Source organism: Desulfoplanes formicivorans (assembly GCF_001748225.1).
GTDB lineage: Bacteria > Desulfobacterota > Desulfovibrionia > Desulfovibrionales > Desulfomicrobiaceae > Desulfoplanes > Desulfoplanes formicivorans.
The window spans coordinates 164,776-180,667 of the sequence record NZ_BDFE01000015.1; the positions used below are offsets into that span (position 1 = coordinate 164,776).

Annotated in this window: 10 protein-coding genes and 1 tRNA gene; 3 read left to right on the forward strand and 8 right to left on the reverse strand. The window is 49.1% G+C overall.

Going from position 1 to position 15,892, the window contains the following annotated elements; genetic code table 11:
• Positions 1 to 10: 10 nt before the first annotated feature.
• The 4 genes from DPF_RS05710 to DPF_RS05725 all read right to left on the reverse strand — a co-directional run bounded on the left by DPF_RS05710 (position 11) and on the right by DPF_RS05725 (position 5,426).
• Positions 11 to 1,651, reverse strand: a complete 1,641-nt coding sequence (locus DPF_RS05710) for a glycosyltransferase family protein (RefSeq protein WP_069857936.1) — start codon at positions 1,649 to 1,651, stop codon at positions 11 to 13.
• Between the two features lie 2 nt (positions 1,652 to 1,653).
• A complete protein-coding gene (locus DPF_RS05715) occupies positions 1,654 to 2,493 on the reverse strand; it encodes an ABC transporter permease (RefSeq protein ID WP_069857938.1) in 840 nt (279 codons plus the stop codon).
• Positions 2,494 to 2,736: 243 nt separating this feature from the next.
• Positions 2,737 to 3,735, reverse strand: coding sequence for an ABC transporter permease (locus tag DPF_RS05720; RefSeq protein WP_069858762.1), 999 nt, complete (start codon positions 3,733 to 3,735; stop codon positions 2,737 to 2,739).
• Between the two features lie 185 nt (positions 3,736 to 3,920).
• Positions 3,921 to 5,426, reverse strand: a complete 1,506-nt coding sequence (locus DPF_RS05725) for an ABC transporter ATP-binding protein (protein ID WP_231702151.1) — start codon at positions 5,424 to 5,426, stop codon at positions 3,921 to 3,923.
• A 163-nt stretch (positions 5,427 to 5,589) separates the two neighbouring features.
• Here DPF_RS05725 and DPF_RS05730 point away from each other — a divergent pair.
• Positions 5,590 to 5,665, forward strand: a tRNA-Ala gene (locus DPF_RS05730).
• A gap of 154 nt (positions 5,666 to 5,819) precedes the next feature.
• Here the strand turns inward: DPF_RS05730 and DPF_RS05735 are convergent.
• The 3 genes from DPF_RS05735 to DPF_RS05745 form a co-directional block, all read right to left on the reverse strand.
• Positions 5,820 to 6,929 (reverse strand): tyrosine-type recombinase/integrase, encoded by a 1,110-nt coding sequence (locus DPF_RS05735; RefSeq protein ID WP_069857946.1) that lies wholly within the window; start codon positions 6,927 to 6,929, stop codon positions 5,820 to 5,822.
• Complete coding sequence (locus tag DPF_RS05740; RefSeq protein ID WP_069857948.1) at positions 6,914 to 7,186, reverse strand: helix-turn-helix domain-containing protein; 273 nt, start codon at positions 7,184 to 7,186, stop codon at positions 6,914 to 6,916. Before DPF_RS05740 ends, DPF_RS05735 begins: the two co-directional genes overlap by 16 nt.
• A gap of 355 nt (positions 7,187 to 7,541) precedes the next feature.
• Positions 7,542 to 8,543: a site-specific integrase gene (locus tag DPF_RS05745; RefSeq protein WP_069857950.1), complete on the reverse strand. Its 1,002-nt coding sequence runs from the start codon at positions 8,541 to 8,543 to the stop codon at positions 7,542 to 7,544.
• Between the two features lie 715 nt (positions 8,544 to 9,258).
• Between DPF_RS05745 and DPF_RS05750 the strand changes: the two genes are divergently transcribed.
• Complete coding sequence (locus tag DPF_RS05750; RefSeq protein ID WP_069857952.1) at positions 9,259 to 10,089, forward strand: HNH endonuclease; 831 nt, start codon at positions 9,259 to 9,261, stop codon at positions 10,087 to 10,089.
• A gap of 95 nt (positions 10,090 to 10,184) precedes the next feature.
• Positions 10,185 to 10,514, forward strand: coding sequence for a hypothetical protein (locus tag DPF_RS05755; protein WP_069857954.1), 330 nt, complete (start codon positions 10,185 to 10,187; stop codon positions 10,512 to 10,514).
• A gap of 1,711 nt (positions 10,515 to 12,225) precedes the next feature.
• Here the strand turns inward: DPF_RS05755 and DPF_RS05760 are convergent.
• Positions 12,226 to 14,976, reverse strand: a complete 2,751-nt coding sequence (locus DPF_RS05760; protein ID WP_069857956.1) for an autotransporter outer membrane beta-barrel domain-containing protein — start codon at positions 14,974 to 14,976, stop codon at positions 12,226 to 12,228.
• Between the last annotated feature and the right edge of the window lie 916 nt (positions 14,977 to 15,892).

A 15,892-nucleotide genomic window follows, 5' to 3' on the forward strand; every position in this document is an offset into this window, starting at 1 on the left:
GCATCATTCTTCAGAATTTCGCGGCCATGGAACTGACCCACAGTTCCATCATGCCACTGGGATCCATACGTTTGATCGTACGCATGAAACGATCCCTTTGTCCCTGACTCACGGCCAGATCATGGGCAACCACGAGTTCTTCCAAACCCTGACGTTTACGGAACACCCGCAAGTTGTTCAAGGCGAGCTCGCATCCCATCCGCCAATCGTTTCGAGCGCGTAGGCTGAGGAAGGACAGAGTACGCAGTCGAGAGCCCTCAAGCCCCCTTTGCAACCCGAAAAGCCCGGAGATCTCGCGTACAAGCTCCGGGTTGTCCGGATCATGGGACTCGGCAACGAGCAGACATTCAAGAGCAGTTTCCGGGAGGGACTTTTTAGGGTTGAACGACAGCCCTATGCGGAAAATGCGTTTTTCCTTGAGGAGAATGCGTGACCAGCTCCGGGAAATACTCACCGGATCGGAATCACCCGGGTTCTCTCGGAGGCGGCAGGTAACTATGTGACGCAGCAGAAATTGCTTGGCCAAAGCCGTTTGACCATAATGCAACGCAGCCATGGACGCGCTCAGATTCACCCCGAGATGATGGGCATACTGACCCTGCTGGAGAATGGGAAGGATGAGATCACGAAGATTTTCCCAGGAACCCGTGGCATGAACGATGCGGATCAATGTCGCCAGACCGTCGGGAGTACACGGGATTGAGAGCAGGATATCTCTGACCGGGATGAGATCAATGACAATGCGATCTGCGTCGTGGAAGATCCATTGCGTCATGGCCAGAGCCACAATGCTGTCGATTCCCCTGGATGCCGTCGGTGGAGAGGATTCGCACAATGCAAGAAGGCGTTTTGCCCGGTGCACGGGGAGATGCTCGTCAAGCACACGCTCGCGCCCGGCCAACGCAACCATGCGAGCCTGCTGCGTGTTCTTGCGATAATAGGCGATCTTGGATTCCAGCTCCAGGACATGATCGAAGGTATCCATCTCTCGCCCTGGCTCGAAGAGTTCCTCGAGCCCGTTGTCGAAACGCTGGTTGATGACCAGGCACCCGCAGGAGGCAGCCTCGAAAGAGCGGAAATTGACCTCGGCCATGATGGATTCATTGGGAGCGATACGGGAATCAGCGTACAGGGATTTCATGGCTGCAAAGCTGATATTCTGCTCAAACATGGCATTGAAGGTTGAGCACAGAAAATCCACCAAGTTCTTTCGGGGCATGCGATGACCGGTAACCCGACCCACGAAACACACCTCATGCGCCCTTCGCTCCCAAGGCGTCCAGGAATGCTCGAATCCGTACCAGGGAAGCCAGGCAACATGGGGCAGCCCCTGCAGCTTCAGCTTATCCACCCAATCCTTCTGGGTCGTCAGTACAAGATCGAAAAGTCTGCCGTACGCAACCTGCCAAAAGGCATTCAGATGGGTGTCAATGGACCAGAACGCCTTGCAACATGACCATGCATCCAAATCGATCAGAATTTTACGCGGCCCCAGGGTTTCCTGCTGAACGATGATGTCGGGTTTGAAATCCGCCTGTTCCAGGAGAGGGGAGAGTCGCGAGTAGCCAGAGGGTGGGTGGAGGGCGAGACAGGTATGCCCCAGTGACTCAAGGGCGGGAACAAGAGAGCAGTCGATGCAGGCAATGTTCATGATCAGCGCTGCTTGAGACGGGGATCAAGCAGATCCCGCAGGGTTTCGCCCAGAAGATTGTAACCGAGCACAGTGAACAGGATGGACAGCCCCGGGAACACGGAAAGCCAGGGAGCAATCTCCATGACATCCTTGCCCTCCATGAGCATGTTGCCCCAGCTGGGTACCGGCGGCTGAACGCCAAGGCCCAGAAAACTGAGGGCCGACTCCGTGAGGATGGCCGCAGCAATGCCCAGGGTGGCGGAAACCAGAACCGGGGTCATGGCGTTGGGCAGAACATGGCGCGCCAGAATGCGGACCACGCCGGCCCCGGAAATGCGGGCCGCCTTGATGAAATCACGTTCCTTGAGGCTCAGGGTTTCAGCCCGCACAAGGCGGGCCACGCCCATCCACGAGGTCAGGCCGATGACGATCATGATATTGTTCAGACTGGGCTCAAGAAAGGCAATGACCGCAAGGATGAGAAAAAACGAGGGAAAGCAGAGCATCACATCCACCCCGCGCATGATGATCTCATCGATCAGTCCGCCGAAATACCCGGCAATGAGGCCCAGAACCATGCCGATGGATGCGGAAATGCCCACGGCCACAAATCCCACCCACAGGGAAACCCGGGCACCATAAACCAGGCGGGTAAAGACATCCCGTCCCAGGGCATCCGTGCCCAACAGGTGGTCGGGACCAGGCGGAAGCAGCATGGCATGAACGTTCACCCCATTGGGATCATAGGGACAGATGACCGGCGCCAACAAGGCCAGCCCGGCCATGAATCCCACCAGGATGAGGCCCAGGACAAACAGCCCGTATCTGGAAACAGCCATTCGTGTTTGTATGGAAATCATGAAACAGCAGGGTCTCCTGAAAAAATGAAACAATGGACGCACCGGATGCATGTTCGCCAGGGCCGCTCGTATGAACGGAAAAAATTGTTTCCCATACGTTCAGAACAAGCTGCCATGTCGTGCATTGGGCATCTTGCATGTAAAACATGCCGATTCCTGCAAAAAATGGTCACCGGATTTTTCCTCTCCCCAAAGGCCTTTTCCTGCGCCCTGCGTACTGCTCACTTCGCCTCTGTTCTTGCCTCATGTGTCCTGCTTTCCCGATCTGATGCGCGGATCAGCCAGGGAATACCCCAAATCAGCCAGCATGTTACCGGCCAGAGTCAGCACGGCTCCCAGAACCAGATTACCCATAATCAGAGGATAATCCCTGGCCATGACACCCTGGTAAAACAGCTGGCCCAGTCCGGGCAAGGCAAAGATGGATTCGATGATGACACTTCCGCCGATGAGCCCGGGTACGGACAAGCCGAGCAAGGTGATCACCGGCAGCAGGGCGTTGCGCAATCCATGACGAAAGATGACCGTTCGCGCAGGTAGCCCCTTGGCCCGGGCCGTCAGGATATAATCCTGGCGAAGCACTTCGAGCATGGACGAACGCATGAACCGGGACATGCCGGCAAGCCCGGTAACGGTATAGACAAGGATCGGCAGGGTCAGATGTCGGGCCAGGTCCAGAAACTTGTCCCACCAGGACAGGGACGCAAAATCCAGGGAAGTCAATCCCGAGATGGGAAACAAAGGATAGGCTATGCCCAGAAGGAGCATGAGCAAAAGGGCCAGCCAGAACCCGGGCATGGCAAAGCCGATGAATACCAGCACCGTTGTCAGACGATCAAACCAGCCCCCCTGATAGTAGGCCGAAAGCACCCCAATGGGAATGGAGATGCCCAGGATAAGGATCAGGGCAATGATGTTGAGACTCAGGGTCAGGGGCAAACGCTCCCTGATCTTGTCCCACACCGGGCGGTGATCCCCGCTCATGGACCGGCCGAAATCACAACGCACGATCCGGCTCAACCAGTTCATGTACTGAATGTAAATGGGCTTATCCAGCCCATACAATTGTTCCAGCCGTTCCCTGGCTGCTTCGCCGGCCATGGGATTGAGGGTGGTCTGGAGATCCGTGGGTGATCCCGGAGCCAGATGGATGACCCAGAAACTGAGCACGGTAATGCCCAGAAAAACCACACCCAGCCACAATATCTTGACGAGCACGTGTTTGAACAGGGGAGGGATCATGCAACTACCTGGAAAAAGATCAAAACGAACCTGGGAGAACACTTCATGACGCATGGAGTTCATTGCCCATTTCCAAGGAAGAATCAAGACAGGGAATGGCTGGGAAAACACCCAAAGGATTGCCATGCATTGGAAGGTGACACCATGGCGGGATCCTGTTGCCCCTTTTGTGTCAAAAACCAGGTTCAGGATCCCCTTTGATTCAACGGGCCACACCGGACTATCCGGCCCTGGTCCAGAACCAGTTCATGGGACACCAGGCCTTCCAGTTGATCCAGATGGTGGGTGACCAGGATGATCCTGGTTCCCTGGTTGCGACAGATCATGAGAAGATGGCGAATCTCTTCCCGCCATCCGGCTTCCACACCGGCAAAGGGTTCATCCAGCAAGAGGATGCCTGGAGAGTGAATCATGGCCCGGGCAATGAGCAGTTTGCGCATCTGGCCATATGACAGGGATTGCACCATGCGATCAAGAAGGGTGGTGATGTTCAGGCATGCGGCCACCTCGTTGCAACGATCCATTTCATGTCTGGTGGGGGTCTCATGCATTCCCTGGGAACTGTAAAAACCGGACAAAAGCACCTGGCGACCCGTGGCATTTTCCGGATATTCGGTCTGCTGAGCACAGGAAACAAAACCCATGTACCTGCGCATGGCGCGCACATTGTCGGCATCTCCGGCAAACAACCGCTCCACCTGACCGCCGGCAAGGGGATACACGGCCCCGTAGATCAACTTGAGCAAAGTTGTCTTGCCTGCGCCATTGGGCCCGACAATGGCCCAATCCTGTGCCGAGGTCATGGTCCAGGAAATATGGTGCAGAATATCCCGCCCGTGCAGGCGTACGGTTGCGTTGGCAATCCGGATCAACACACCCTCGCCCGGAGCGCGTACAGGTACCTGCATGAGGGGAGAACAGGAAGACAGGGATATGCCGGCAGAACCGGAGGAGGGAACTTCCGGGAGGCAAGGCTTCTTCCGGGTGATCCCATGGATCGTGCCTGCCTTGATGGCCGCAACATGGGTGATACACCGGGGCAGTTCTTCGTGACGATGGGAGGTGGCCACCACATGGAGGTGATCTTGGGCCGCAATCATGTCCACCATGCCCAGAAAATCCTTGCGGCTTTGGGGATCAAGGCCCAGACAGCATTCATCCAGCAAAAGCAACCTGGGGTTTTTGACCATGGCCCGAGCCAGCAACACCCGTTTGGCTTCTCCGGTGGACAATTGGAGCATCCCGCGAGAAGCAAGATGGGCAATGCCGAATCGTTCACATACCTCCAGACAATGATCTTTTTGGGCACGGGAAAGGGGTTCGTACACAAACGGCGTATCAAAATACCCGGTTTCAACCACCGTGCGCACGGGCAGATTCCAGGATCGTTTCCAGTAGAGATCCTGCATCTCGCAGGACACCAGGGAAACCAGCCGCCGCATTGCAACCGGAGAAATCCGTGTCTTCCCGTTGAGCAGGTAGACCCGTTCTCCCTTGAACTGCCTGGGCCAGAGCATGCCGTGAACCAGTTTGAGCAGCGTTGATTTCCCGGCGCCATTACCCCCGAGAACAGCCCAATGCTCTCCCTGACGCAGGTGCCAGTTCACATCACGCAACACCGGGATGCCCCCGAGATGTACATCAAGGTCCCTTAAAACAACTTCAACCCATGCCTGTGCCCCGGTCTCCATGCTCACGGCTCACCCCTTGGATCACTCAAAAATACGTTCTCACCACCAACGGGGTTATTCCTACATCGGCCGTGGCCAATCGGCAAATCTTCAAAAAAATGCTTTTCGGGCGAAATTTTAGTTGACAAACGTCACGATTTCTATAGAAACCGTTTTCGCGTTTGGGGCTGTAGCTCAGCTGGGAGAGCGCTTGAATGGCATTCAAGAGGTCGTCAGTTCGATCCTGATCAGCTCCACCATTAAACGCTTATAATGATTCACCAAATCCCTTGAATGCCGCTAAAAGGCCGACTGAAAAGTCGGCCTTTTTTGCGTTTATGTACCAATTATGTACCAACGCACTTTTTTAATCGTTTGAACTTATTGGGTTTGTTAAATGGCCCAAAATCATGCCTACCATCCATAATGCTCCGCCAAACGGTTTTGGACATGTTCTTTCCTGAGTGCTGACAAATGGGTATACCGATCCGTGCTTCGAATATCCCGGTGACCCAACATCTCTTTGACATCCTTCAGATCCCCACCCGAAGTAATGATATTGCTGGCAAACGTGTGCCGGAGATCATGAAAATGAAAATCCTTGAGCTCGGCAATCAGACACGCCTTGCGCCAAGCATTGCGAAAATCTTTTCGGCGGGTTCCGTCGACATGCCCAAACACCAGCGAGGCATCAATATTCACAAGATTTCGCCGTTTACGAAGATGAGCTAAATGTTTTTGCCATTTGAGCAGGGCTTTTTTCATTCTTGGCATCATCTTCATGGTTCGCTCCATGCCGTTTTTCGTTCTGTAAAACGTTATCAGGTTATTTTCCAAATCAATGTCATCCCAGCGCAAATCAAGAATTTCCTGCTTTGAACAGCCATGTTCAGCACCGAGCAAAACCATGGCGGGCAGATAATGCTTGCCATAAGTCCTGCCGCATGCCGAGAGGAGCTTGTTAAGTTGTTGCGGACTGAGATACTTGTTTCGTTTATGTTTGGATTCATTCAAATACCTGATTGAAGCGGCGGGGTCTTCGGGAATGGCCCCTTCTTTTAGCGCCCTTGCGAAAACCTGCTTGCATACAAAAAGCCGCCGATTGGAAGTAATAACGGTCTGCTCCATGGCCACATCTGTTCGATATTCAAGAATTTTTTCGGTGGCGATATCCATCAAAATCATATTCCCGAAAACCTTGTTAAGTTGTTTCAGAATGATTTTGTATCCATCAACAGTCACTGTCTGAATCTCTCCCACACGGACTCGCTGATCCCATTCTTCACAAAGAAGTTTACCGACATCGCTGAAAGTCAAGAGCTGATGCTTTTTTTTGATCTTGGCCATTTCAGCGTATTCACGGCCATCTATCATTACCCGGAGCCTTGCTGCTTCGGCAACGGCATCTCTTTTCGTTTTGAATGTCTTGTAATACTTACGTTTTCCACTGAGTGGATCGCGAAAATAAACCACAAACGATTTATCATTTTTGTTCACACGCTCGCTAATCAGAACTGTTGCCATTGGCCGTTCTCCTTAGTCGAGCTTTTCTGAGAACCAGTCTTCGCTATTTGTCTGTCAATGAACAGGGCGATGTCCCGTCTGGCGACTCGCTTGGTTCCCCTTACCAAAAAATATGGCAATGTGCCATCACTAAGAAGCCTCGAAATCGTCGAGCGATGGACAGAAAAAAGATCTGCCAACTGCTTCATACTATAAAACGGTCGATCAAGTTCAATTTCATACGGGTTGGTTTCAAATATTTCCTTTTTTACACTCATACAAAACTCCATGGTTGCGTTTTAAACCATTATAGAGTTTTGTTTTTACAATCCAAAATTTCAAAAAATTTCATCATTCAATAGTTAAATATATTCCTATCGATCCATCATAATAATGACTCAAGTGACAAAATTGCATCTATCAAAAGGTCACCCCTTGATATAAAATGAATAAAACATTTGAAATACCATTGATTTATTATATGAAATCAATATGTTAAAAGATAAATGCAATCAGAATCAAAAGTACTCTGCAAAAATCCAAATTGACATGAAAAAATATTATTTTTTTTCCCAAAAAAATTATGGTATAATTGAGATTTTTTTATTTCTGACTCATTTCCTTTCATATTGATCATGGTCTGAAATCAACATCGTTACTTGCTAGCTGTTCCCCAAACGGGCTTGAAGGTAGTTCCCTGAGTGCATGACTACATTGGACATCTTCTATATGCGTATTTCCCCGGGCCTGTCTGCTGGTCCCATATTTTTTCTTTGAGAGAGTTGATCTGTGCCCCAAAATCATCGAAATTTTGGGAGGCAGGCATCCCTCTCCCTTCAAATCTGCTGATAGCTGATGCCTGTAGCAGTACGGTGAAATATGATTTTTTCTCCGTGGCCAGATTTTCTGAGAAAGTCTACGTACATAGTCATTCAATCTTTTGGCTTTTGCTCTAATGACAACACGTCCGGAATCCGCGACACAGCTCAACAGGTAATCTACGGGTGAGCCATCATAGACAAGACCACGCATATTGATAAAAATTCTTCGTTCGGGCTGCCCATTCTGTTTTGCCTTGCCTACCTTTGAACCTTTGATGACAAATTCTAAAAATTCCGAGTTCTCATCTCCAATCACGGTTACACCCCGTTCGATTTCGCTCGGCCTGGCCCCTGTGAGGTGAAGAACGGCAAGCGCACCCTTGTAATCATAATTGCTGCACCGGTCCCACATCATTTCACGCCAGTTTGTGGGCATTCCCCGCAACGCTTTCCTTTTAGATTTTCCAGGGCTTTTTGTTTTCACTGGACAATTTCCAGTATTTCGACCGTGTTCTTGGTATAACTTGATGAGATAGAGTAACATCCTTTTATTTTTTTGGAGATTACTTTCATCCAGAGAATTTGAATTCATTTTCCTGAGATACAACACCATATATTGCTTTATACAATACCGCAAAGCAGCCTTCTTCTTGTAATAGTAGCTTTTTGAACCTTCATATAAAAAACCATCTTTATCCTTTGTTATTTGTTTGAATATTTTCATGTATTCATTTTTCGTTTTATCTTCTAATTTTTTTTCTCCAATTTCTTGCATTATTTTTTGTGCAGTTTCAATAATATTTTTTACTTTCATTTTATCAATCTCCGTATTTTACATTCAACAACAATTATAATACGAAGAAATCAAAATGCAAGCTTCAGTGGTATGTATAAGCATCTCACTGAATCGACTATATTCGATCTATTTGATTTACTGAGTATGGATTGCATTTTTTTTGGGTAAACCAATGTAGGGATACCCAATGCCCGCTCGAATTAATGTAATGGACAATGTGCAGTATAATATGTGTATTTTATACAGTAAAACGTTGCATCATGCTCGAGCGGGCATATTCTTCCGCATTTTTTGAATGCGGAAGAATATGCGTGTGGGATGCGGAAGAATATTAGAAAAGATGTCGGCGACGCTGCCGAGGGGAAGGGGGGTATCCTAGTGGGTGGGTTTACCAAAAAATTTTGGGAATCCAAGAATTATGGCGGGCAAGAGTAAAGCGAGGATAGCCTTGGCGAAAATCATCCTCTCGGGATTATCACAAAATTAGAAAATTTTTTTGCCATTTTTTTCAAAAAAATCTTAACGAGGGGGGTTGTGTCATACAAATACGTGATGCTATATGGGCAAACCACTAAAAGGTGATGTCTGGCAAAAAATTGTCATGTTATTTGAGGAGCACCTGAATCTTTAGAGATATTGCTCACCCATTTTCTTGGTTGATTATCAGGAACTGGCTTAACTGGGTCTCCACTAAACTGTTGCAGGATCAACCTTATTATACAAGAGGGAAGTAATGCCTCGATTATCACCTAAATTGGAAACTTTAAGAGCGCTTTTTGCTCGCTCCGGCAACCAGTGCGCGTTTCCAGGCTGTACTCACCCTCTGGTAAATGGTGACAACCTTTTTATCGCACAGGTTTGTCATATCGAAGCGGCGAGCAGCGGCGGAGAGCGATTCAACCCTGACAGTGACGATGAGTACCGTCGAAGCTATGAGAACCTGATTCTGCTGTGTTACCCCCATCATATCGAAACAGATGACGTTGACCGATATCCGGTGGAAAAACTCAAAGAAATGAAGCTGAATCATGAGCAACTATTTGAGAAGTCCAACTTTAAAATCGATGAAGCCGTCCTTTATAAGCTCAAAGATCAAATGGACGAGTATTGGGAAAAAATCGAGCGCACCAACAAGCTGGAACATGTTTTCCAAGATTCTGGTTTGGCTATGGAGGTCAACGGCAAGGCTAGTTTTTTTGAAGTAATGCAAAGCGCGCATGATGCGATTGCGGGCATCGAGCATTTGCTTGAGTCATTCCATAAAAGCGACGAAAGTTTGCTTGAGGATTTGCGGGCTATACTCGAAAAGTGCGGTTTGGATGCCACTGTAATTGACGCGATTCCCTACTACGAAAACCCTTTTTTCAATCGGAACTGGGAATATCACAACCTAGGATCAGCAAATTGGCTGCAGCGCATAAGCATTGATCTAGTGCATCTCGAAGTGAAGTACCTAGAGGAGTACTTGATCACCAATAGCGATGACCTTAAAGCCAAGAAGAGGCTGGAGGAGCTGATGCCCGTTCTAGAGGAGTATGCAAGCAATGCGATGCATGTCGACTGATCTGTATAACAAGTTGCTGCACGCGGATAAATTACTCGCTGTGCTCCTAATTTACCGGTGAGCAAAGCATTAGACAAATTTTAAGGGATACTAATATGGATGATACATTTAGAAAAAAAGCTAAAGATACATTACACAATGAAGACAAACTTAAGTATTTCGCAGAACTTAATAGACTATCAATTGATGCTGCACGGGCACTGCTGGAAAGATTGTTAAGAGAGCCAGATATTTCAGAACAAGCCAAGGAATATATTTTTTCCAAGGAACGTAGTGATGATTTCAAAGGTTATCAAGCAGGTGAAGAAATAGGTTACAAGAAAGGCCATGAAGCTGGCTTCGCAAAAGGGGCAGCACTTGGTGCCTTAAGTGTTATAGGTACTCTCACTGTTGCTGGGTTAGCATTTCTTTTAAATAAAGATTGAGCCTCTCAAAAAAAACTATGATTGCAGTTATAAATGCCTAACAATAAAATTGTGTCGGACCGCCTTCCGCAATTCCTTTGCCAATAAAAATGGCAGGCATTCAAACAAGAATGCCTGCCATTTTTTTGTCTCAATCCCCTCAAGTCGGGGCAATGTTTCAGACTGGTGTGGCCAGCTTGTAAACAACAGCTCGTTCGGTGAGTCTCAATCCCCTCAAGTCGGGGCAATGTTTCAGACAAAGAAAGAACTCCCGAACGGCAAAGTCATTTCGGGTCTCAATCCCCTCAAGTCGGGGCAATGTTTCAGACTCTTACTCCCAAAACCCACGTCTTGCAAGGGTTGAAAACCGTTTTACCATCCACCTCCCCCTTTTTTGGGGTCCGGTAAATTTTTGCAAATGAAAATTTCGAATTTTTCATGTTTAACCTACTGTAATAATGACCGATTGGCTCTACCATCCACCCCATCTGATGTAGGGTAAACAAATCAACAAGTTGGCCCATTGCGCCCTGAAATACCAATCATGGATGGTAGATGAAACAACATGAAACAATTGGTCCCTGGGTAAAAAAGATGCCGTTCCTTCGAGGAGTTGGAAACCCTTTTTGTTCTTCTTTGGAAAACCCTGTCAGCAACACCTCCAGAAATGATCCTGCTCCAGACTTGAGGAGTTGAAGTTAATCCACTATCCTGACAATCAGCCAAACGGGCTAGAAATTCCTGCCTTAAAAATTTCAACCGGCATTTTGGCAATAAGAGCGTAAGGATAGCCGCATATTTCCTTTCCAAAAAATCTAGCCTATTTCTAGCCTTCTCGCCGAGCACCATGCCAATCTATTGATTTTATTCACCGCATGCACGCCCATCACAGCCAGTGAAATGCGCCAGGAATCGGGAATATTTTCCGTTTTTTCAATTAGTTATAACAATCAAAACAGGCTATAATCGTCTGGATGAATTTCAGAAGAGGCGACAACTTCCCTGACACAGGGGGCTTTGCCGTTCGCCGGGAAGATATGAGAAAACTGCTTATTGCAACTAGAGGGAAGGTATTCACAGCTAAAACACTGGATAGGCTTGTTAGTGTACGCGGCTAAAAAATTTTAAAGTTAAATAATGTTAAATAGTTATAAAAACAGTGATAAATACATACTCTGAATTTTTTACTCCGCTACGCCCCGCAAAAAATAATGAATCGTGTACCAACTATGTACCAACCCTGGAATCGCTATTTGCCAACATATTGATATTATACACATTATGCACATACATTTTTTTTGACAAACGGCGACGACGGCTCTCAAAAAAGCTATTTATTTTAATAGATTATAGACAAAAAGGGTTTAAAATTAAATAAGAATGGCATTCAAGAGGTCGTCAGTTCGATCCTGATCAGCTCCACCATTAAACGCTTATAATGATTCACCAAATCCCTTGAATGCCGCTAAAAGGCCGACTGAAAAGTCGGCCTTTTTTGCGTTTTCTAGCTTATTTCTAGCCTTGGTTGATTCCCTCTCTGTTCATACTGCACGTCAAGTCGTTGCAGCCAATCCAGATTTCGCCTTTTTCTGGTTCATGTGTGTGACTCACAACTCCCTGATATAGTGCAGGGGGCCTGCGTTGAAAACAGCTTGTTCCCGGATAAATCACGCAAAAACGCCCCGTTAAAGGGGCGTTTTGGGTTGGAGACGAATAAATGAACAGGCCGTGATCAGAACATGAAGCTGGCCCGGATCAGGCCGGTGTGGGCGGTTGTATCGTCGTTATATTCTCCGGCATAGGTCATTTCCAGGGAGAAATCATCCTGGGTAAAGGCGACTGTAGCGGAAAGAGTAGCTGTCAGGTCGTCCTGCTCGGAGGTGACTGTAACGGGCGCGCTACCGGGAAGGGACAGGTCAACATCCATGTCATCATCGGTAAGCAGATAGCGGACTCCTGCGGCCACGGACGGGGTCACCTCGACCCGACCCACCTGGGTGCTGGTCAGCCAGCGAAGGGAGGCCACCGAATAGATCTGGTGCTCGTCCAGAGAGGAGTAATGCACGTTCCAGGCATCATTGTCGGCATCCGTTGTGTAGCTCTCCCTGGAGAGCCAGAGATAATTGAATCCCACCTCGGGCAGGATACGGTGTTCTCCCAACTCAAACACACGGCCGCCCATCACCTGGGCATTGATCCCCCAGGTGTTGTAGTCGGCGTCTTCGTCCATTTCCAAATTGGTTCCGGTCAGCCCCTCGTAGTCGTGCATGGCGTAAAATCCGGTCACCCGGCCGCGCAACGTCCACTCATCCATGGCTCCCATGGCGTGCACGCCTGCGCTCAAGAGATTCTGATCCTCGGAATTATTCGAGTAGCCTGTCCCCGTGAAATCCAGATCGGTATAAGCGGAACCAAAATGGAAACCAAGCAGTCGATTGTCGTATTTGAGCTCATAACCGGCCATAAAACCAATGGTATTAGCGTCATACCCCACAGGAGAAGCATCCCGGTCCATATTGGTGTAATAGGGGGTCATGTAGACGATTCGGGTGGCCCCGGGAGAATACGCCGAAGCGTCGCTCATCACCATGCCGGAATCGGCATAGAGACGGGAGGCAGACTTGTCCGATTGTGCCAGTCCGGGCTGAAAAAAATGATTGGCCATGTTCTGCCCCACCAGATTTCCGGCAAGGGAGATGGTGCTGGAGAGCTGATTGATCCCGGTCAGAGAAGGGGACGCCTTGGGCTGATAGGAGAGGGAAACCGTATCGTCCGAACTGTCTTCCGTCCCCCGAGTATGGTACGCCGCAACAACAGCGGGATTCTTGGCCGTGGTCCCGCTGAAAGATCCATTCACCTTTCCCGTGCCATTGGTCTCGAAAATGGTGTACTCGGTATCCCACTGAAAGTCGTTGCCCACGGCGGTCAGGGAGAGCAGGGCGTTGTTCAGGTCAAGGGTGGATCCGTAACCGACATAGATGGAGCCGGTGTCTGGATCGCCATCCAGATTCATGTTGTAGGTATCCTTCAGGGTAACGGTAGGGCTTGAATTGTCTGCCAGATAAACCTCATAGGCCTTATCCCCGAAGGCCCTGATGACGCCCGTGTTGGTCAGGGTGTTCTCGCCTTTTAAGAAGCAGATGCCAAAGGCATAGCTACTTCCCGTTCCCCCCCCTGTGGCGCTTACGGTGATGTCTCCCGTATTGTACACTTCGCCTTTGGTTACGATGCCATAGGCAAATACATCAGCAACGGCAGAGCCACTGTCACTCGTTGCCGTACCCCCTGTGGCCCTCACGGTGATGGCCCCTGTATTGTGCACGTCACCACTATAGTAATAAGCATCCATATAGATACCATACGCTCCGGCAGAGGCATCGGCAGAGCCACTGTCACTCGTTGCCGTACCCCCTGTGGCCCTCACGGTGATGGCCCCCGTGTTGTACACGTCGCCACTATATGTCTTAATAATGCCATAAGCATCGGCATCGGCATCGGCAGAGCCACTGTCACTCGTTGCCGTACCCCCTGTGGCCCTCACGGTGATGGCCCCTGTGTTGCGCACATCGTATTTGTTAGAGATACCATAAACTTCGGCAGAGGCATCGGCATTGGCAGAGCCACTGGTAATCGTTACCGTACCCCCTGTGGCCCTCACGGTGAGGGCCCCTGCGTTGTCCACGTTGCCATCGCCTTCATTGAAGATGCCATAGGCTTTGGTAAAAGTATAAAAACTACCCGAACCATCAAGGGTCGCATTCGCCCCCGTGGCGGTCACGGTAAGATCACCCGTGTTGTAGTACACGTAGTCACCGCCTTCAGTGGAGATGCCATAGGCATAGGCATAGGCATCGGCAGAGCCACTGTTACTCGTTGCCGTACCACCCATGGCGGTCACGGTAAGATCTCCATTGTTATACACATCGCCACTACCATACATATTAAGGGAAATGCCATAGGCTTCGGCAAAGGCATTGACAGAGCCACTGGTACTCGTTGCCGTACCACCCATGGCCGTCAGGGTGATGGCCCCCGTGTTATGCACGTCGCCTTTGCTACCAATGCCCCAGGCTGTGGCTTGGGCAGAAGCAGTTTTTGTGCTACTTTCCGCCGTACCCCCTGTGGCCCTCACGGTGATGGCCCCTGTGTTGTCCACGTCGCCACCGCTATCAATGCCATAGGCACGGACCTGGACATCGACGTCACTGTTACTCGTTGCCGTACCACCTGTGACGATCGTGGTAATGGCCCCTGTATTATCCACGTCGCCACCGCTATCAATACCATAGGCTTCGGCATAGGCATAGGCATAGGCATCGGCAGAGCCACTGTTACTCGTTGCCGTACCACCCATGGCCGTCAGGGTGATGGGTCCCGTGTTATACACGTCGCCATCGCCTTTATTGAAGATGCCATAGGCTTCGGCAAAGGCATCAGCCTGTTTAGTATAATAACCTGTTGCCGTCCCACCTGTGGCAGTCACAAAAATATCTCCAGTATTATATACATAGCTATCTGTATAGAGATATATTCCTTTGGACATAGCATCGGCAAAGGCACTATAAAAATCAGTAGATGAATCGTCAATAGTCGCATTGCCGCCTATAGCTTTCAAGGTAATATTTCCAGTGTTATAGATATCATAGCTATTGCTTGTATTATTATCGATATAAACACCATTAGACTCGGCATTAGCAAAAGCATTACTACCACAAGAACTCATATCACCACCAGTTGCAGTGAGATCAAAGTTACCACTGTTTTTGATGCTGGCAGCATTTGAATAAATACCTGTGATGCCACTGCCAGTGATGCTTTTGGTGTAACTACCCGTGTTTACAGAATTATCCCCCTTAGAAACATCAATGATCTCTTCCGCCCAAGCCTCCCGGGCAGGGGCTGCCCCCAAAAATAAAAGGCCTGCGGTCAGGGCGACCAACATCGTCCAACATGTCCAGAGAGTCCTGCGTCGGATCATGCTGACATGTATGTCAGAACATAACAAGGTACTCATAGCGTATACTCCGTTGGATTGAAAATATAGAACAGGCCACATTCTGCTTACAAAAGAAAAACTTGCATATCAGACAACCCGATATTCAGTTTTCTTTATGCGGTTATATGAATTGGCCGCAATATCACCCAGGGTGATATTCAACAAACAAATCACATTATTTCATAATCTTATAACAAATAAAAAATTTATCCGCTTGCAATCAAGGCCACAACAAAAACAAGGAGGGCCCCGGAGACAGGACACAAGCGGTCCGGTGCAAGGGACTTCCCTTGTTGTCGGCAAGATATGGCATCAGCTGCTTTTGCTAACGCCGAACGGGTTGTGCAGGGGGCAAAGGAGTGTTTTACGCCATGCGAGGTCAGACCGGTAGCAACTACCTTTT

Bases quoted from the DNA above. Each gene is read 5' to 3' on its own strand.
- DPF_RS05715 (WP_069857938.1), bottom strand. From the start codon at position 2,493: ATGATTTCCATACAAACACGAATGGCTGTTTCCAGATACGGGCTGTTT.
- DPF_RS05710 (WP_069857936.1), bottom strand. From the start codon at position 1,651: ATGAACATTGCCTGCATCGACTGCTCTCTTGTTCCCGCCCTTGAGTCA.
- DPF_RS05740 (WP_069857948.1), bottom strand. From the start codon at position 7,186: ATGAGTGTAAAAAAGGAAATATTTGAAACCAACCCGTATGAAATTGAA.
- DPF_RS05725 (WP_231702151.1), bottom strand. From the start codon at position 5,426: ATGGAGACCGGGGCACAGGCATGGGTTGAAGTTGTTTTAAGGGACCTT.
- DPF_RS05750 (WP_069857952.1), top strand. From the start codon at position 9,259: ATGCCTCGATTATCACCTAAATTGGAAACTTTAAGAGCGCTTTTTGCT.
- DPF_RS05735 (WP_069857946.1), bottom strand. From the start codon at position 6,929: ATGGCAACAGTTCTGATTAGCGAGCGTGTGAACAAAAATGATAAATCG.
- DPF_RS05745 (WP_069857950.1), bottom strand. From the start codon at position 8,543: ATGAAAGTAAAAAATATTATTGAAACTGCACAAAAAATAATGCAAGAA.
- DPF_RS05720 (WP_069858762.1), bottom strand. From the start codon at position 3,735: ATGATCCCTCCCCTGTTCAAACACGTGCTCGTCAAGATATTGTGGCTG.
- DPF_RS05755 (WP_069857954.1), top strand. From the start codon at position 10,185: ATGGATGATACATTTAGAAAAAAAGCTAAAGATACATTACACAATGAA.